General features: G+C 71.2%; 16 protein-coding genes. 5 read left to right on the top strand and 11 right to left on the bottom strand.

Annotated features, from left to right (window positions below):
- Positions 1-16: 16 nt before the first annotated feature.
- Positions 17-325, bottom strand: a complete 309-nt coding sequence (gene rplU / locus IFT88_RS13250) for a 50S ribosomal protein L21 (RefSeq protein WP_043597080.1) — start codon at positions 323-325, stop codon at positions 17-19.
- 178 nt (positions 326-503) lie between these two features.
- On the opposite strand from rplU, the gene IFT88_RS13255 reads away from it, so the two are divergent.
- Positions 504-779, top strand: a complete 276-nt coding sequence (locus tag IFT88_RS13255) for a DUF4031 domain-containing protein (RefSeq protein WP_369700714.1) — start codon at positions 504-506, stop codon at positions 777-779.
- Between the two features lie 37 nt (positions 780-816).
- Here the strand turns inward: IFT88_RS13255 and IFT88_RS13260 are convergent, their stop codons facing one another.
- The 5 genes from IFT88_RS13260 to IFT88_RS13280 are packed head-to-tail and all read right to left on the bottom strand — an operon-like array spanning position 817 to position 7705.
- Complete coding sequence (locus IFT88_RS13260; RefSeq protein ID WP_192121112.1) at positions 817-2277, bottom strand: hypothetical protein; 1461 nt, start codon at positions 2275-2277, stop codon at positions 817-819.
- Positions 2258-3148: a TIGR03943 family putative permease subunit gene (locus IFT88_RS13265; RefSeq protein WP_192121114.1), complete on the bottom strand. Its 891-nt coding sequence runs from the start codon at positions 3146-3148 to the stop codon at positions 2258-2260. Before IFT88_RS13265 ends, IFT88_RS13260 begins: the two co-directional genes overlap by 20 nt.
- Entirely contained in the window at positions 3138-4190 is a 1053-nt protein-coding gene (locus tag IFT88_RS13270) for a permease (RefSeq protein ID WP_056227003.1), read from the bottom strand. Before IFT88_RS13270 ends, IFT88_RS13265 begins: the two co-directional genes overlap by 11 nt.
- Positions 4187-4993 carry a hypothetical protein gene (locus IFT88_RS13275; protein ID WP_192121116.1) on the bottom strand — a complete coding sequence of 269 codons (807 nt, stop codon included), beginning with the start codon at positions 4991-4993 and terminating at the stop codon, positions 4187-4189. The genes IFT88_RS13270 and IFT88_RS13275 overlap by 4 nt, the downstream gene beginning before the upstream one ends.
- Positions 4994-5011: 18 nt before the next feature.
- Positions 5012-7705, bottom strand: coding sequence for an Rne/Rng family ribonuclease (locus tag IFT88_RS13280; RefSeq protein ID WP_446718832.1), 2694 nt, complete (start codon positions 7703-7705; stop codon positions 5012-5014).
- A 322-nt stretch (positions 7706-8027) separates the two neighbouring features.
- Here IFT88_RS13280 and IFT88_RS13285 point away from each other — a divergent pair, with 322 nt between their 5' ends.
- The 3 genes from IFT88_RS13285 (at position 8028) to IFT88_RS13295 (ending at position 9998) form a co-directional block, all read left to right on the top strand.
- Positions 8028-8210 carry a hypothetical protein gene (locus IFT88_RS13285; RefSeq protein WP_043597068.1) on the top strand — a complete coding sequence of 61 codons (183 nt, stop codon included), beginning with the start codon at positions 8028-8030 and terminating at the stop codon, positions 8208-8210.
- Positions 8211-8316: 106 nt separating this feature from the next.
- Positions 8317-8946 (top strand): vitamin K epoxide reductase family protein, encoded by a 630-nt coding sequence (locus IFT88_RS13290; RefSeq protein WP_342212157.1) that lies wholly within the window; start codon positions 8317-8319, stop codon positions 8944-8946.
- Between the two features lie 128 nt (positions 8947-9074).
- Positions 9075-9998 carry a DsbA family protein gene (locus IFT88_RS13295; RefSeq protein WP_192121120.1) on the top strand — a complete coding sequence of 308 codons (924 nt, stop codon included), beginning with the start codon at positions 9075-9077 and terminating at the stop codon, positions 9996-9998.
- A gap of 93 nt (positions 9999-10091) precedes the next feature.
- Here IFT88_RS13295 and ndk read toward each other — a convergent pair whose 3' ends face one another.
- The 4 genes from ndk to ileS all read right to left on the bottom strand — a co-directional run bounded on the left by ndk (position 10092) and on the right by ileS (position 15702).
- Positions 10092-10508 (bottom strand): nucleoside-diphosphate kinase, encoded by a 417-nt coding sequence (gene ndk / locus IFT88_RS13300; protein WP_137847636.1) that lies wholly within the window; start codon positions 10506-10508, stop codon positions 10092-10094.
- 72 nt (positions 10509-10580) lie between these two features.
- On the bottom strand, positions 10581-11009 hold the full coding sequence (locus IFT88_RS13305) for a DUF4233 domain-containing protein (protein ID WP_192121122.1): 429 nt from the start codon (positions 11007-11009) through the stop codon (positions 10581-10583).
- Positions 11006-12412 carry a bifunctional folylpolyglutamate synthase/dihydrofolate synthase gene (locus IFT88_RS13310; protein ID WP_192121124.1) on the bottom strand — a complete coding sequence of 469 codons (1407 nt, stop codon included), beginning with the start codon at positions 12410-12412 and terminating at the stop codon, positions 11006-11008. The genes IFT88_RS13305 and IFT88_RS13310 overlap by 4 nt, the downstream gene beginning before the upstream one ends.
- Positions 12409-15702, bottom strand: a complete 3294-nt coding sequence (gene ileS / locus IFT88_RS13315) for an isoleucine--tRNA ligase (protein WP_192121126.1) — start codon at positions 15700-15702, stop codon at positions 12409-12411. The genes IFT88_RS13310 and ileS overlap by 4 nt, the downstream gene beginning before the upstream one ends.
- A gap of 326 nt (positions 15703-16028) precedes the next feature.
- Here ileS and IFT88_RS13320 point away from each other — a divergent pair, with 326 nt between their 5' ends.
- Entirely contained in the window at positions 16029-17009 is a 981-nt protein-coding gene (locus IFT88_RS13320; protein ID WP_192121128.1) for a cation diffusion facilitator family transporter, read from the top strand.
- Positions 17010-17027: 18 nt separating this feature from the next.
- Here IFT88_RS13320 and IFT88_RS13325 read toward each other — a convergent pair whose 3' ends face one another.
- Positions 17028-18227, bottom strand: coding sequence for an LAETG motif-containing sortase-dependent surface protein (locus tag IFT88_RS13325; RefSeq protein ID WP_192121130.1), 1200 nt, complete (start codon positions 18225-18227; stop codon positions 17028-17030).
- Between the last annotated feature and the right edge of the window lie 283 nt (positions 18228-18510).

The following is an 18510-nucleotide window of genomic DNA, read 5'->3' on the forward strand; positions in this document are numbered from 1 at the left end:
GTTCTCAGCCCCTGGTTCAGTTGATCGAGGTGATCTTGACGCGGGTCAGGTCGGCACGGAAGCCCATGCGACGCTTGTAACCGGTCTTGTTCTTGTAGTTCTGGATGACGATCTTCGGGCCGCGCAGGTCGTTCAGCACCTCGGCGGTGACGGTGATCTTCGCCAGCTCGTCGGCGGCCGAGATGACCGTGTCACCGTCGACGTGCAGCACGGCGGGAAGGGTGATGGCGTCGCCTTCGGCGGCCTTGAGACGGTCGAGGGTGACGATCGTGCCGACCTCGACCTTCTCCTGCCGACCACCGGCGCGCACGACTGCGTAGACCATGTCTGTTCCTTAAGATTTGTGGGGTGTCCGGCGCGACGCGACCTCGAGCCTGCGCGCACCAACCGCCCATCGTACAGGGGGCCGCGGGGGCCGTCAACGCGTCCGCCGGCCGGCCCTGCGCCTCCTCCGTTCGGGGACTCGTGCGCCCGAGGGCGGGCCGACGACTACCATCCAGGGCGTGATCCTGATCGACGAGGCCGTGTGGCCGGCCCACGACACCCTGTGGGCACACCTGGTGAGCGACGACTCCTACGACGAGTTGCACGCCTTCGCCGCGCGTCACGGCATCCCCCGCCGGGGGTTCGACCACGACCACTACGACGTGCCCGAGTCACGACGGGCCGAATTGATCGCCGGGGGCGCCGTCGCCGTGACGGGCCTCGACCTGGCCCGACGTCTCGAGCGCAGCGGACTCCGGGTGTCCCAGCGGATCAAACGCGGCCTGACGGCCTGAGCCACCCGTCCACCCGGGCGCTTCCGCCCCGGCGCGGTCACCAGGTCGTGTCGAAGCCCTCGTAGCTGGCCACGACGGCGCCCGAGGCGATGTCGACGATCGTGGTGGTGACCCCGTCGGCCACGGGGTCGATCGTGTACGAGTAATCCGTCGGCGTCGTCGCGTCCCCGACCGACTGGACCGCGAGGTACTGCCCGTTCGGGGAGACGTCGAAGCCCTCGACCACTCCGGATGCGCTCGGGGGCTGCCAGAGCGTCCGCGACGTGGTGCCGTCGTCGGCGACGACGAGCGTGCGGTACGTCAGTCCGTCGTCGGAGGGCACCGACACCTGCTGCACGACGTGGTCGGAGTCGAGGGCCACGAGGGGGCCGGCGAACGGGAGGACCCCGTCGACCGGGGCGGGCGCCCGGGGGCGCTCGTCCCCCGTGGCGAGGTCGACGACCATGGACGCGATCGCCGACGCGGCGATCAGGGTCGTGCCGTCGAGCGAGACGCCCTGCAACAGCGAGTACGTGCCGACCGGCCGGACCGGGTCGGCTCCCGAGAGGTCGATCACGCTCACCGAGTCGTCGACGGACTGGACGACGACGACGTCCTCACCCGGCACGAAGGCCCAGTCGGTCGGTTCGACGGGCTGCCCGGACAGGCCGAGGACCGGGGACACCGCCCGCTGCCCCTGCAACGGCAGCGTGTAGAGCGTCTCGACGTCCGAGCCCGTGGGACGGAACGAGAACGCCAGCGTCGTGGTGGCTCGGTCGGCCGCGAAGCGCGTGATCAGGCCCGGCCGGTCGGGCACGGGCAGGGTCTCGACGGCGGCCCCGTCGAGCGACACGAGGCTGAGGCTGCTCTGCGCCCCGTCGTCCGTGACGACCGCGACCGCCGAGTCGAACACCTCGTAGGCCTGGATGCGCGGCGCCGACCAGACGGTCGTGCGGTCCGAGCCCCGCAGCCCGGCTCGTTCGATGCGGTCGTCGGCCCCGCCCGTGCCTCGCACGAGCCGGTACAGCGTCGCCGGGGGCGTGCTGAACCGCGCCTCCAGGGTCGAGGTCTGTCGTTGGTAGACGCTCGAGACGCCGCCGATGCGGACGTGGTAGTCGGTGTCATAGGCGAGCCGGCCGGTGAAGGTCACCGCGACCACGTCGCCCGAGGTCTGCACCGTGAACGCGGCCGCGGGCGTCACGACCACCTGCGACGCGTCGACGTGGGCGAGCGCCTGGTTGGCGAACACCCGCAGTTGTTGGCCGGGGCGCTCGACCACGGCCGTCGTGTCGACCTGCGTCTCGCCCGCCTTCGGGCCCTGGAAGTAGGTCAGTCCGACGAAGGCGGCGCAGAGCACCGCGAGGACGGTGACGACGGCGATCCATCGCGTGCGCCACCGGGCGCCGGCCTCACGGGCGTCCTCCTCGGTGAGGAACACGGGGTCGGAGGCGAACGGGTCGGGCGTGGCCCCTCCCGTCGTGCCCCGGCCCCGCCCGCCCTCAGTAGAGGTACGGGTCACTGGGCTGTCCCACGGTCGTGACGTCGTCGGGCACGAGGGCGACGGGGTCCTGGCTCGAGCTGCTGCGGTTGGTGTCGAAGCCACCCGTGACCTCGACCCAGTCGTCTGCGGCGACCTGGTCCTGCCACCCCGGCAGGTAGACCGGGACGCCGACGGGCTGGGCGTCGACCGCGCAGCACGTGATGACGAAACGCGAGACGTAGAACACGTCGTCGGGATCGGTGTCGGACGGCGTGACGAAGCCGACCACGTCCGCGGTCTTGCCCTCGTAGAAGGCGAGGTCGGTCGTCTGCCTCAACAGGCCGGCCCAGTCGAGGACGCTGAACGACCGGTAGGCATCCGAGGAGGCGCCGGTCGCGTCGGCCACGGTCGTACGGTCGAGCGCCGCGGTCGACGAGTTCACGTCGCGCTGGCCGGCCGTGGCGCTGGTCAAGGTGGCCGGGGGCAGGGCGACGACGGCGATCGCGACGGCGGCGGTGACGGCCACGCCCACCGAGAAGGCGAGGCGGCGGGCTCCCGTGGCGACCGGTCGGCGGCGGCGCGGACGGAGCCCGTCCTCGACCGCGGGCACCTCGGCCGCGTCGAGACGTCCGTCGTGGTCGTGGTCGTGGTCATGGCCGGCGTCGTGGTCGTGGCCGTCGTGGGCGTCGTCACCCCGGACGGGCGAGAACGCCAGAGTGGCCAGCGACAACGTCATGCCGATGACGATCATCACCACCGTGAAGACGTCGTACCGGGGGTGGATGTACAGCACGAGCTGACCGGTCGCGGCGAGCCAGAGGGTGGCGACGCCGACGACGAGCGTCAGCAGCACCCCCTGCCAGCGGTCGAGCAGTCGGCGCCAGGGGCGAGGAGCAGGGCTAGGCGACATAGTTGACCACCAGTCCGATCGCGGCACTGGTCAGGGCCACCACGAGGGTGACCTGCCCGAGCACCTTGGGTGTGTAGGTCGTCCGCAGCAGGGCCAGCATCTTGACGTCGATGATGGGGCCGAAGACGAGGAAGGCGGCGATGCCGCCGGGCATGAACGTCGAGGCGAACGGCAGCACGAAGAACGCGTCGACGTTCGAACAGATCGAGATGACGAAGGCCAGCACCATCATCGCCAGCACCGACCAGACCGGGTTGCTGCCGAGCGTGACGAGCACCGACCGCGGAACGATCGTCTGGATCGCGCCCGCGATGGCCGCGCCGATGAAGAGCGCGGGCATCATGGTCGACATCTCGCGGCGGAACAGGTCGACGCTCTTCGCCGTGCGACCCCGCCCGTGCGCATGGCCGTCGTCGACCCGGCACTCGGCCGCGAACGAGGAGGTCAGCAGGCTCTGCTGGTTCGGGTGCTTGCTGAACAGCCAGCCGATCAGGTTCGCGATGACGAACCCGCCGATCAACCGGGCCACGAGGATGCCGTTGTCCCACCCGAACGCCTGGTGCGTGGTGATGATGGTGATCGGGTTGAGGATCGGTGCCGCGAGCAGGAAGGTCATCGACTCGGACACCGTGAAGCCCTTGAGCACGAGCCCCCGCGCCAAGGGCACGTTGCCGCACTCGCAGACGGGCAGGAACATGCCGAGGAACGAGATGACCGCGCGACGGGGCAGCCCTCGCTTCGGCAGCCACGACGAGAAGAACGCCTGCGGCAGCCACTCCTGCACGATGATCGACAGGACGATGCCGAGCAGGACGAACGGCATCGACTCGACGATGACGCTGATGGTCAGCGTGACGAAGTCCTGCAGCGCGTTCGGCAGCAGGCCCGGGCCGAGGAGGGGCGAGGCGAGGCGGACCGCCACGAGCACGGCGAGCACGAGCCCACCGGCCACGAGCAGCGGGACGCGGGACGGCGCCCGGCGCGCACGACGTCCGACGCCGTGCCCGGCGTGCTCGGTGCGCTCCCGGACGGGAGCGCTCACCGGTCGTCCCCGCTCGGCTCGGCGGGGGGCGCGAAGCGCGACCAGTCGTCCGGCGCGGGGGTCGGGTGCGCCGGTACGACGGGACGCTCGGGCGGGGCGACGGGGGCCGAGGGCACCGCGGCGGCGACCGTCGGGACGCGGGTGAACCGGTCGTCCGAGACGGCAGGAGGCGCGGTGCGGTCGTCCACGTCGGCCGCGTCGGCCTCCGCCTCGGCCTCGGCGTCCCGGGGCCCGGGCTCGACCGCCCAGACCTCGTCACCGTCGCCGCCGCCCAGCCAGAGTCGGGCGAGCACGGCACCGGCGACGAGCAGGGCCGTGTCGACGATGCCGGCCGACAGCGGGATGGTCGTCAGGTAGAGGGCGAGGTTCACCCAGGTGCCGCCGTCGATCGAGAGGACGATGCCCGGGACGATGCCGACGACCGCCAGCGCGATCGTCCCGACGCCGCCCGCGACGACCGCGTGGCGGACCACCGTCCGGAGGTCGGACCGGGGCGTCAGCGGCTTCGTCGCGGCGAGCACGGCGAACGAGGCGACGTAGAACGGGAACGGGTAGAGCACGAAGCTGCCGAGGAACTGTCCGACCGGCGTCGCGACGAACCCGCTGGGGAACGCCGTCACCGAGAAGCCGACCGCCGACCCGACGAGTGCGACGAGCCCGAGGGCGAAACGGGCCACCAGGACGACGGCGAGGGCCGTGCCCGCCATGAGCAGGCGCTCGCGCCCCTCGGGCCCCGAGGCCGCGACGGACGCAGCCCGGAACCTCGACCTGACGGTCGGGGTTCCGGGCTGGGTCAGAGGCACGAGGTCACCCTAGACGACTCACAGATCGTCGGAGCTGACCCCCACGCCGAGGATGAACGGACCGGACTCGCCGGACGTCGTCGGCTCGGCCGGAGCCGCCGCGGTCGTGCCCTGGCTGGAGGCGCGGCGCGAGCGCGAACGCCCCTGTCCGGGCTGCTTCGGCTCGGGCAACGCACCCAACACCGAGTCGAGCAACTGCTCGGCGTCCTGGCTGCTGATGCGACGCGGCTCGCGACGCGTGGTGGCGACTGGGATGTCGAGGATCGCGACCGTGGCGTCCGGGGTCGAGACCGTGGCCGACGAGCGGCGACGCTCCGTGGTCTTGGCGACCGGCGCCTCCGTGGGTTCGTCGACGGGTGCGGCCACGGCAGCCGCCGGAACCGACCGCTCGGCCGGGGCGGCCGCGGGGACCTCGATCACACCGGCGCGCGAGTCGGCGGGAGCCGACTCGGAGGGCGTCGACTCGCCGGCGTCCTCGCCGGTCTCGCGCGCGGCACGTGACGAACCACGGCGACCCTTGCGGCCCGAACGCCCGCGACGGCCTTCGTCCGCCTGGTCACCGGCTGCCTCGGCGACCGGCTCGGCCTTCGTGGCGCTCGCGGCGGCGGCGTCGATGGCGGCCTCGACGGCCGCCGCGGCCTGGCTGGCCGCGTCGTCGTCCTTGCCGCCGCCTTCTTCGGCGTGGGCGATGGTGCTCGCCGCGATGCGCGAGAGGGCGTTCTTCACGTCGTCGGTGATGGCGTGGGTGCCCGTCGTGGGGTGTGCCCCACCGGTCGGCGCCGAGGGGCCGCCGCGACCGGACTGCGGCCCGGTGCCGGCACCGGAGCCCGTGTTGTGGCCGTTGCCGCCCGACTTGCCGGGCCCACCGGCCTGGCCGCCACGTCGACGGTCGCCCTGCTGGCCGCCCTTGCGGGGCTGTTGTTCTTGGACGCGCGCGGCACTGCCGGCCTCGGAGAACGACTCGGCCAGGCCGAGTCCCAACTTCTTGCGCGTCATCTGGACGAGCCCGAGCGACGTGACCTCGGCCACCTGGTGCTTGGTGCGGTCGCGGCTGAGGCACTCGACCAGGCGACGCAGCACGAGGTCACGGTTGGACTCGAGCACCATGTCGATGAAGTCGACGACGATGATGCCTCCGATGTCGCGCAGACGCAGCTGACGGACGATCTCTTCGGCGGCCTCGAGGTTGTTCTTCGTGACCGTCTCTTCGAGGTTGCCGCCCGAGCCGACGAACTTGCCGGTGTTGACGTCGACGACGGTCATCGCCTCGGTGCGGTCGATGACGAGCGAACCGCCCGAGGGCAGCCAGACCTTGCGGTCGAGCGCCTTCTCGATCTGCTCGTTGAGGCGGTACTCGTCGAACGCGTCCTTGTCGCCCTCGTAGCGCTTGACGCGGTCCATGAGGTCGGGCGCCACGGCCGACAGGTAGGACTGCAGCGTCTCGAAGGCCTCGTCGCCGTCGATGACCATCTCGTGGAAGTCCTCGTTGAAGACGTCGCGCACGATCTTGATGAGCAGGTCGGGCTCGGAGTGCAGCTGGTTCGGGGCGTTGCCCGCCGCGACCTTCTTCTCGATGTCGGCCCACTGGTTCGTGAGGCGCTTGACGTCGAGGGTCAACTGCTCTTCGGTCGCGCCCTCGGCCGCGGTGCGCACGATGACGCCGGTGTTCTCGGGCAGGGCCTCTTTGAGGATCTTCTTGAGGCGCGCACGCTCGGTGTCGGGCAGCTTGCGGCTGATGCCGTTCATCGAGCCGTTGGGCACGTAGACGAGGTAGCGTCCCGGCAGCGAGATCTGGCTCGTGAGACGAGCACCCTTGTGGCCGACGGGGTCCTTCGTGACCTGGACGAGCACGCGGTCGCCGGGCTTGAGGGCCAGCTCGATGCGACGGGGCTGGTTGCCGGTCGACAGGGAGTCCCAGTCGACCTCGCCCGAGTAGAGGACGGCGTTGCGGCCACGTCCGATGTCGACGAACGCGGCCTCCATGCTGGGCAGCACGTTCTGCACGCGACCGAGGTAGACGTTGCCGATGAGCGACACGTTCTGTGCCTTGGCGACGTAGTGCTCGGCCAGCGTGCCGTCCTCCATGACGCCGATCTCGATGCGGTCGCCCGACGAGCGGACGATCATCTTGCGATCGACGCTCTCGCGACGGGCGAGGAACTCGGCCTCGGTGATGACGGTGCGGCGGCGTCCGGCGTCGCGGCCGTCGCGGCGGCGCTGCTTCTTCGCCTCGAGACGCGTCGAACCCTTGATGCGCTGCGGCTCGGTGATGAGCTCCGCCTGTCGCGGGGCACGGTCGCGGTCGCGACCGCGGGTCTCGGAGTCGCGCTCCTCGCGGTCCTGCGAGCGGCCGCGCTGACGACGGCGCGAGGCGGGCTGCTGCTCGCGCTCGTCGCGGTCGTCGCGCTCGTCGCGCTCGTCGTCGCCGTCGTCGTCCCACGAGTCGTCGCGGTCGTCACGGTCGTCCCGCTGTCGTCGACCGGGGCGTGCCGGCAGGACGGTGATCTCGGGCGCGTGGAAGATCAGCGACGTGGTCGTCAGGTTCGCCGGGATCGGCGACCCGGACGACTCGTCGGTCGACGCGTCGTCGGCCTGGGCCGGCTGGGTCGCCGCGGCGACGAACGCCTCGGCGACGGCGTCGGTCGCGTTCTGCTCGGAGGTCGGGGCCTGGGCCGCGACCTGCTCGTCGGTGGTCTCGGTCTCGTGGGTCACGGGTGATGCCTCCTGGGCGTCGTCTGTCGTCCGGACGGGTGAAGGGAGTGGTGCTCGCTGCGCGTCGGGGGTCGCCGCCGGGGCGGCGTCGACCGCCGCCTGGCGAGCCCTGAGGCCTGCGAACAATCCCCTTCTCTTCTTCGGACGTCCGTCGTTGTCTGTGTTGTCGTTCACCACTTGCGGTGCGCTCCTCGCCCCGCCGAGGCCATGCCGTCGGCAGGAATTCTCGTGTCGTGGTCGGGCGGTGACGTCGCACCTGCCCCTGACCACCGCGCCCTCTCACGGCGCGCCTTGTCGGACACGTCACGTTCGGTCATCCGGGGTGTCGACCGACCTGCGGTCGTCGCCCTCGATGTCGTTCGTCGACGTGCTGTTCTTCGTGTCGCCTTGCTGGTTCGGAACTGGCCATCCGACGATGAGCGCCTGCGCTCTGGCCCGGTTTCGGCTCGACCTCGTCGAGAACGCGATCTCTCGCGTGACGACGACGGCCGGCAGTGCCCGGTAAGCCTGGATCTCGGGGCCTGGGCCCCACGACTGGCTCGATTATCGCACGCCCAGGCCGGTGCGGGGTCAAAGCGGACGCCCCGACGGCCCGTGCGATACTGCTCACCGTGACCGTCGAGACGCCTCGGGCCGTGACCCTGCCCACCGGCCGCACCCCGTTCGTGGCCGCCGTGCTGCTGATCGTCGCCGGCCTCGGCGGCCTGGTGGGGGCTTTCGCCCTCACCCTCGACAAGTTCCGGCTGCTCGAGAACCCGGGCGCGGCGCTCGGCTGCGACGTCAACCCGTTCGTGGGCTGCTCGCCGGTCATCAACAGCTGGCAGGCCTCGCTCTTCGGCTTCCCCAACCCGATCCTCGGCCTGATCGGCTTCGCCGCCCCCGTGGCGGTGGGTCTCGGCCTCCTCGCCGGTGCCCGCTTCGCCCGGTGGTTCTGGCTGGCGTTCAACCTCGGGCTGCTGCTCGCCTGGGTCTTCGTCACCTGGCTCTTCACGCAGACGGTGTTCGTCATCGGGGCGCTCTGCCCGTGGTGCATGCTCGTCTGGCTCTTCACCATCCCGCTGTTCTGGGTCTATACGGTGTGGGGCGCGGCTCGCGGCGTCACCGTCCCCGTGGGGCCTCTCCAGCGGGCGGCGGCACGGTTCCTCCCGTACTCGTGGGTCCTGCCGGTGCTCAACTACATCGTCGTCGCCACGACCATCGTCGTCGTGTTCCCGCTGCTGCTGCCGACGCTGTTCGGCTGACCCGCCACTCCTCTCGTCCCGGGGCGGCCGACCCCCTGCGACGTCCGTCGCGCTCAGGCTGCTCCCAGCAGATTCGAGGACGACCTCGCCAGTCTGGTCGGACGACCACCGAGCCACGACGAGGACTGATGACGCCACCCACCGACTCCCCCGCCAGCAAGAAGGAACGCCGAGAGGCGGCCCGCGAGAAGGCCCGCATCACCCGTGAGGCCGAGGCCCGACGGCGCCGACGCAACAAGTGGCTCCTGCAGGGCGGCCTGGTGGTCGGCGTGGTGGCGGTCCTCGCGATCGTCGCGCTCGTCATCACGCAGTCGATCAAGCCGGCCGGTCCCGGCCCCGCCAACATGGCGAGCGACGGTCTCGTGCTCGAGGGGTCGAACGGCGCCGTCACCGCCGTGCCGAGCGGGGCCCTCGCGGCCGACGCGACGCCGACCCCGGCCCCGAGTGCGACCGGCGACGTGCCGTCGATCGTGGTCTACCTCGACTACATGTGCCCGTTCTGCGGCCAGTTCGACACGACGAACGCCCAGCAGCTCGACGAGGCCGTCTCGAGCGGCGCCGCCACCCTGGCGATCCACCCCATCGGGTTCCTCGACAACGCCTCGCAGGGCAGCCGGTACTCGACGCGCGCCGCCAACGCCTTCGCCTGCGTCGCGAACCACGAGCCCGACAAGGCGCTCGACGTCAACACGGCCCTGTTCGCGCAACAGCCCGAGGAGAACACCCGGGGTCTGACGAACGACGAGCTCGTCACCCTGGTTCAGGGTGCCGGGGCGACCGACGAGCAGATCCCGTCGTGCATCAAGGGGGGCGACTTCGAGGACTGGGTCGCCTCGGCCACCCAGCGGGCGTTGAACGACCCGATCCCGAACTCGTCGCTCGACAAGCTCGCGAGCACCCCGCTCGTCCTGGTGAACGGCCAGCAGTACCAGGGCTCGCTGACCGATGCGAGCACCTTCGCGCAGTTCGTCGCCGAGGTGCAGAACGACGCCCCGACCGGCGACACCAGCACGGGCGAGACCGGTGGCTCGACGGCGACGCCGACCCCCTGACGACGCGACCCGTCGACACGACCGAGCCCCCGCCTCCTGATGGACTCAGGAGGCGCGGGCTCGGTGGTCTCCGGCGTCACGCCGGCGGGTGGCTCAGAACCAGAGGGCCAGCTCGCGCGCGGCGCTCTCGGGGCTGTCGCTGCCGTGCACCAGGTTCTGCTGGACCTTCAAGCCCCAGTCGCGGCCGAGGTCGCCACGGATCGTGCCGGGGGCCGCGGTCGTCGGGTCGGTCGTGCCGGCCAGCGAGCGGAAGCCCGCGATGACGGCGTCGCCCGCGATGCGCAGCGCGACGGTCGGGCCGCTCTGCATGAAGTCGACGAGGGGCTCGTAGAACGGCTTGCCCACGTGCTCCTCGTAGTGCTTCGCGAGCAGGTCGCGGTCGGCCTGCACGAGGCGGACGTCGACGAGCGAGTACCCCTTGGCCTCGATGCGGCGCAGGATCTCGCCGGTCAGGCCGCGGGCGACGCCGTCGGGCTTGACGAGGACGAGTGTTTCTTCGAGATCGGACATTGCTCCTCTTTCGGTGGGTGGCGGATGGCTCGCGGGCGGTCGCCCGGAGGACGGGTCGGGGGGGGTCTCGGCTCAGGCCACGTCGCCGGGGGCGTCGCGCAGCCGGGCGGCGTTCATGCGGTCGAGCTGCGTGCCCTTGACCAGGCAGTAGGTCCAGATGGCGACGAACAGGGCGGCCACGACGAACATGACCGAATCGAGGAACCCACAGGCCACGAGACCCAGCTGGACGAGCCAGCCGAGGGCGACGCCCCACCGCCAGCGCAGGGTCTGCGAGATCAGCAGCGTCAGGACGATCGCGGCGAGGCCTCCGCCCCAGGCGACGCCGGCCGGCAGCAACTGCCGCCCGAAGACCACGAGGGTGACGAAGAACAGCGTCATCGCCTCGAGCACGAGGACGATCGAGAGCAGGCTCTCGGCCGCCCCGCGGCGTCGACGGGGGCGCGGCGCGCGTCCGCCGGCTCCGGCTCCGGCTCCGGCGGGAGGCGGTGCCGTCGTCACGAGAGCCCCTCGGGCTGCTGCGAGAGGGCGATGACGTCGCCGACCAGCGTGATCGAACCCGTCACGACGACGCCGCCGGGCTCGTCGCCCTCGACCTCGTCGGCCAGGTCGCGCGCCGTGCGCAGGGCTGCCACGAGGTCGGTCTCGACGACGACGCGGTCGGCACCCACGACGCCCACCGCGATGGCGGCGAGCTCGTCGGCGTCGATCGCCCGGTCGGACTGCGAGCTCGTCACGACGAACTGGGTGACCGTGGGCGCCAGGGCGCGGACGATGCCCGCGGCGTCCTTGTCGGCCAGCACGCTGAGCACCGCGACGACGCCGCCGAACTGGAAGTAGTCGTCGAGCGCCTTGGCGAGGGCGCGGGCGCCGTGCGGGTTGTGCGCCGCGTCGACCAGGATCGTCGGCTCGTTGGCGACGATCTGCAGACGGCCGGGCGACGTCGCACTCGCGAGTCCCTCGGCGAGCACCTCGTGGTCGAGCGGCTGCGACCCGCCGCCGAGGAAGGACTCGACGGCCGCGACCGCGACGGCCGCGTTCTGGGCCTGGTGGTCTCCGAACTGCGGCAGCAGCAGATCGTCGTAGCGGCCCGCGAGCCCGCGGATCGTGACGACCTGGCCGCCGACCGCGACGGTGGTCGACTGGACGCCGAAGGCGGTGCCCTCGACCGCGAGCGACCCCTCGCTCAACTCGACGGCACGTTCGAGTTCGACCAGGGCTTCGGGGGTCTGCGACGCCGAGACCACGGCGGCCGTGGGCTTGACGATCCCGGCCTTCGTGCGGGCGATCTCGGCCACGGTCGAGCCGAGACGGTTCTGGTGGTCGAGGGCGATGGGGGTGAAGACGGCGACCTGGCCGTCGGCCACGTTCGTGCTGTCCCATTCGCCCCCCATGCCGACCTCGAGCACGACCACGTCGGCCGGAGCGTCGGCGAAGCAGGCGAAGGCGAGCACCGTCAAGGCCTCGAAGAAGGTCAGGGCGGGCTCGCCCGAGGCCTCGAGGTCGGTGTCGACCATGGTCAGGTAGGGCTGGATGTCGTCCCAGTTGGCGACCAGGCGCTCGTCGCTGATCGGCTCGCCGTCGACGACGATGCGCTCGTTGAGGTGCACGAGATGCGGGCTCGTCATGAGCCCGGTGCGCAGGCCGTGCGCCCGCAGGATGCTCTCGATCATCCGGCTGGTCGACGTCTTGCCGTTCGTGCCGGTGAGGTGGATGACCGGGTAGGCCCGCTGCGGGTCACCCAGCAGTTCGACGGCGCGCCGGGTCGGCTCGAGCCGGGGCTGCGGGGCCTGCTCGCCGATGCGTGCCAGCAGCTCGTCGTGGACGCGCCGGGCGCCGGCCACGAACTCGCCTCCCTGCTCGTCGGCGGGGTCGCCCTGACGGTCGTTCTTCTTCGGGGTCATGCGCGTCGTACCTCCACGACGACGGCCGAGCCGGGGCCCGATCCGACGACGGTCTTCTCGGGCCTGTCGCCGACGCCCTCGTGGACGTCGACGATCAGCTCGGTGGTCAGGGTCTCGCGAGAGATCAGCTCGCGGTGTGCCTCGACGGCGGCGGCCGCGGCGGCGTCCGTCGTGAGCGTCGTCGTGATGCGGTCGGACACGTCGAGGTCGGCGACCTTGCGGGCCTGCTGGACGGCGCGGACGACGTCGCGAGCCAGGCCCTCGGCCTCGAGCTCGGGCGTCGTCGCGGTGTCGAGCAGCACGAAGCCGCCGTCACCGACGAAGGCGAGGGCGCTCGACGCGTCCGCGACCGCCAGCTCGAGGGTGAACTCCCCCGGCAGCAGCTCGACGCCGCCGACGACGACGTTCTCGCCCGCGGGCTGCCAGTCGCCCTTCTTCGCCGCGGGGATGACCTGCTGCACCTGCTTGCCGATGCGGGGGCCCGCGGCCCGGGCGTTGACGGTGAGCTTGCGGGTGACTCCGTACTCGCCGAGGCTCTCCTCGGTCAGGCGGGTCACGACGACCCGCTTGACGTTGAGTTCGTCACGCACGATGTCGGCGAACGCCTCGAGGCCTGCCGGGTCGGGCGTGACGACCGTCAGACGGGCCAGCGGCAGACGGACGCGCAGCCCCTGGGACTTGCGCAGGGCCAGACCGCTCGACGCGACGGCGCGGACGGCGTCCATCGCGGTCACGAGAGCGTCGTCGGCCGGGAACGCCGAGGCGTCGGGCCAGTCGGTCAGGTGCACCGAGCGCGCCCCGGTGAGGCCCTTGTAGACCTCGTCAGCGACGAGCGGGGCGAGCGGGGCCGCGACCCGTGTGAGCGTCTCGAGCACCGTGAAGAGGGTGTCGAACGCGTCGACGTCGTCGCCCGACCAGAACCGGTCGCGCGAGCGTCGGACGTACCAGTTGGTCAGCACGTCGGCGAAGTCACGCAGCGTCGCGGTGGCCCGCGGCGTGTCGAGGGCGTCGAGCGCGGCCTCGACGTCGGACACCAGGAGGCGCGTCTTCGCGAGCAGGTAGCGGTCGAGGACGTCGCTCGAGTCGGTTCGCCACTGCGCGTCGTAACCGGGGGCGGCATGCCGACCCGCGCCTCCGGACGCGGCGTTGGCGTAGAGCGAGAAGAAGTACCAGGTGCTCCACAGCGGCAGCAGGAACTGTCGGACGCCCTCGCGGATGCCCTCTTCGGTGACGACGAGGTTGCCGCCGCGGATCACCGAGCTCGACATGAGGAACCAGCGCATGGCGTCGGCCCCGTCGCGGTCGAACACCTCGCTGACGTCCGGGTAGTTGCGCAGGCTCTTCGACATCTTCTGACCGTCGGAGCCGAGCACGATGCCGTGGCTGATGACGTTCGAGAAGGCCGGGCGGTCGAACAGCGCGGTGGACAGCGTGTGCAGCGTGTAGAACCAGCCGCGGGTCTGACCGATGTACTCGACGATGAAGTCGGCAGGGCTGTGCTCATCGAACCACTGCTGGTTCTCGAACGGGTAGTGCACCTGGGCGAACGGCATCGAGCCGCTGTCGAACCAGACGTCGAGGACGTCCTCGATGCGGCGCATGGTGCTCTGCCCCGTCGGGTCGTCGGGGTTCGGGCGGGTGAGCTCGTCGATGAAGGGGCGGTGCAGGTCGGGCTCGCCGTCGGCGTTCGTCGGGAGTCGACCGAAGTCGGCCTCCATCTCGGCCAGCGAGCCGTAGACGTCGACGCGCGGGTACGCGGGGTCGTCGCTCTTCCACACCGGGATCGGTGAACCCCAGTAGCGGTTGCGCGAGATCGACCAGTCGCGGGCGTTGCCGACCCACTTGCCGAACTGGCCGTCCTTGACGTTGTCGGGCACCCAGGTGATCTGCTGGTTCAGCTCGCCCATGCGGTCGCGGAACTCGGTGACGCGGACGAACCAGCTCGACACGGCCTTGTAGATCAGGGGATTGCGGCAGCGCCAGCAGTGCGGGTAGCTGTGCTCGTAGCTGGCGAGGCGCACCAGGCGACCGTCGGCACGGAGGCGCTGCACGAGCGGCTTGTTGGCGTCGAAGACCTGCAGGCCGGCGACGCCCAGCTCGTCGAACATCGGCAGGAAGCGCCCACCGTCGTCGACCGAGACGATGACGGGGATGCCGGCGGCGGCGCAGACCAGCTGGTCGTCCTCGCCGTAGGCCGGGGCCTGGTGGACGATGCCGGTGCCCTCGCCGGTGGCGACGTAGTCCGCGACCAGGATGCGCCAGGCGTTCTCGGTGCCCCAGGCCTCGGTGTCGGCGTAGAGGTCCCAGATGCGGTCGTACTCGACGCCCTCGAGCTCGGCACCGGTGAAGGTCGCGGTGACGGCGGACTGGGCGGCCTCGGCGGATTCGTAGCCCAGGTCGCGGGCGTAGGCGGCGAGCGTGTCGGCCGCGAGCAGGAACACGCTGCCGGTGAGCAGCTCTTGGTCGCCGGTGCGCTCGCCCGGCAGCAGGGCGTGCGGCACGGCGACGTAGTCGATGGCCGGCCCCACGGCGAGCGCCATGTTGGTCGGCAGGGTCCACGGGGTGGTCGTCCAGGCGAGGGCCTCGACGCCGGTCAGGCCGAGCGCCTCGGCCTTGGCGCCGACGAGCGGGAAGGCGACGGTGACCGTCTGGTCCTGGCGGCTCTTGTAGACGTCGTCGTCCATGCGCAGCTCGTGGTTCGACAGGGGGGTCTGGTCGTGCCAGCAGTAGGGCAGCACGCGGAAGCCCTCGTAGGCGAGCCCCTTGTCGTGCAGCTGCTTGAAGGCCCAGACGACGCTCTCCATGTAGTCGACGTCGAGGGTCTTGTAGTCGTCGTCGAAGTCGACCCAGCGCGCCTGACGGGTGACGTACTGCTGCCACTCGTCGGTGTACTGCAGCACCGACTTGCGGGCGGCGGCGTTGAAGACGTCGATGCCCATGTCGTCGATCTCGTGCTTCTCGGTCAGCCCGAGCTGGCGCATCGCCTCGAGCTCGGCGGGCAGCCCGTGGGTGTCCCAGCCGAAACGCCGGTGCACCTGCTTGCCGCGCATGGTCTGGTACCGCGGGAACACGTCCTTGGCGTAGCCCGTCAGGAGGTGTCCGTAGTGCGGCAGGCCGTTGGCGAACGGCGGGCCGTCGTAGAAGACCCACTCGTCGCAGCCCTCGCGGGCCCGGATCGACTCGGCGAACGTGTCGTCGCGCTTCCAGAAGGCGAGGACGCCGGTCTCGATCTCGGGGAAGCGCGGTGAGGCGGGGACGCCCGTGGCGTCGGAACCCTTGGGGTAGGTCATCGGTTCTCCAGGTCGTGCGGTGGGTCGCCCCCGCTGCTCTGGCCGAGGGACCTTCTGACCACGAGGACGCCGACCGGGTGCCTGACCCGGGTGGCGCGGTACCACCCCGCTTGCCGCCGTCGTCGCCCTCTCGGACGGTGACCGCGACCGCTCTGCTGCGGCTGTGACGGGCCTGCCCCGCCCGGTTCTACCGACGACCACCGGGCCGTGGCCCGCCGGTCGCTTTCTTCCGGGTGCTCCCCGGTGATGGCCGGATCGATGCGTGGTCGATCCTACCGTCAGAGCCGAGGAGGCGCGAGGTCGTTCCGAGGAGCAGGATCGAGGCCATGTCCTCCACCCCGTCCGCGTCGCCGGCCAAGCCCGAGAGCACGGTCACCGTCATCGTGGCGTTCCTCGCCAACCTGCTCATCGCCGTCGCGAAGACGGTCGCCGCCTTCCTGACGGGGTCGGCCTCGATGGTCGCCGAGTCGGCGCACTCGTGGGCGGACACGGGCAACGAGGTCTTCCTCTTCGTCGCCGACAAGCGCGGCGTCAAGCGCCGGGACGACGCCCACCCCCTCGGCTACGGGAAGGAGACCTACGTCTGGTCGATGTTCGCCGCCTTCGGCCTCTTCACCGTCGGTGCCGTCGTGTCGATCCAGCACGGCATCTCGCAGTTGACCGCCGAGGAGGAGGCGGAGAACTACCTGATCAACTACGTCGTCCTCGCGATCGCCTTCGTGCTCGAGGGCACGTCGTTCCTGCAGGCCTTCCGTCAGGCCAGGGGTTCGGCCCGCGAGCGGGGCGCGCCGACCCTGCACTTCGTCCTGCGCAGCTCGAACTCGACCCTGCGGGCCGTCTTCGCCGAGGACGCGGCGGCTCTGGTCGGGCTCCTCATCGCGTTCCTCGGGATCTTCCTGCACCAGATCACCGGGTCGGCGGTGTTCGACGCGATCGGGTCGATCGCCGTCGGCGTGCTGCTCGGCGTGGTGGCTCTCGTGCTGGTCGACCGCAACCGGCGGTTCCTCGTCGGTGAGAGCCCGTCGGACGAACTCGAGTCGACCGTCCTCGAGCGCCTCCTGGCCCGCCCCGAGATCGCTCGCGTGACGTATCTGCACACCGAGTTCGTGGGCCCCGGCCGGCTCTACCTGGTCGCAGCGGTCGACATGACCGGCAACGACCGTGAAGAGCACGTCGCGGTGGCACTCCGCCGGGTCGAGCGAGAACTCGAGGACCACGACGCCGTCGAAGAAGCCGTGCTCACCCTCTCCACGCCGGACGAGCCGAGCCTGACGCCCCGGAGGGCGTCCGACCCGGCTCGTCGCTGACCGCGGACAGCTCAGGCGTCAGCCCCGGGAGGCGCGGCGCCGGGTGACGAGGACGGTCGCCGCCCCGAGACCCACGAGCACCATGCCCGCGAGACCCGCCCACGGCGTCGTCTCGGACGAGCCCGTGTAGGCGAGGTCCGAGCGGTGCGACACGGGGACGACCCTCACACCGACCGGGATGACGGGCTTCGAGACGGTCGGGACGATCGCAGGCGTGACCGGAGACACCACCGGCGCTGCCGCAGCCGGAGCGGCCAGTGCGAATTCCACCACGACCGGGACGGATTGACGGCTGCGCGGCGGACCCTCGAGGCCGAGCTGGCCGTCACCGCGAGGCACGTACTGACTCACGAGCAGCCGCCACGACCCGTGAGGCAGGATCTCCGTGAAGCGGTAGGTACCGTCGGCGGCGACGCGGGGGGCGTCGTAGTCGTGGCCCCACCCCTCTTGACCACTCAAGGCTTCGACCGTGAAGGCGATGGCCGATCCGGGGACGCCCGTTCCGGCGATCTCGAACACACCCAGACCCGGGTACTCGGAATCTGCCGTCACGACCGCCCCGGTCCGTGGCGTGCTCACGGTCACGGCCGGGGACGTCGGGACGTCGATCCGGAACGTGCGGGATTCCTGCCCCAGCACGAGTCCCTGGGCATCCTCGACGACCACCGTGACGGTCTGGTCCACTGCGGCGTCGTCCCCGAGACCGATGGTCGTCTCGATCCGCGGACCGGACTGGTGCACCGCGCCCCAGACGACCACGCCCGCGCCGTCGAGCACCTCGATCTGCACGTCGACCTCGTCCGTGAGGACGACGACGTCGTAACCCAGGGTGTCGTAGGCCCCGCCCTGCACGGGACTCTCGAGCGTGAAGGCGCCCGCCCGCGCCGCGAGTGCCTCATCCGAACCCTCGACCGCTGTCTCGGGCACCGCCACGCCCGGCTCGGTGCCGACGGGCGCCTCATCCTCATCCGGCCCGGAACCGTCCGTCGGCTCGGCTGTGGACTCGTCCGCGGGCACGGCCGGCTCCGGAGCGTCGTCGACGATCTCGGGCTCTACCGTCGCTTCGACCACGGGTTCGACGTCGGCCGGAGCGGCCGCCGCCTCCTGCTCGATCGGAACCGGCTGCGCAAAGGCCGCCTGTCCGCTCAGCGCGATGCCCCCCAGGGCGATGACGATGGCCGTCGACAGCGCGGTGGCGGTCGACACGGTCTTCTTCATGAGTGATGTCCTCTTCCGTGAGTCAGGGTGGACCGGTCGCCCTGACCCACCCCGGGGCGACCGGTCGCCGTCCCGGTGATCCGGTCCGACGAGCACGACGTTAGCCACCGAGGGCGACAGATCCTCACGCCGTGATCAGGCCGTGACGAGAAGTCATCCGCAAGGTTGAGCCGCCCTCAACCCTCCGGCGCCGCGCGGGCTCACCCTCTCGTTCGGGGGGTGATTCGTGACGCATCCCGCGGTCGCTTCCAGCCACTTCATGGCGCGCTCGGCTACCGTGATG

This window comes from Frigoribacterium sp. CFBP 8751 (assembly GCF_014841545.1).
Classification (GTDB): Bacteria; Actinomycetota; Actinomycetes; order Actinomycetales; family Microbacteriaceae; genus Frigoribacterium.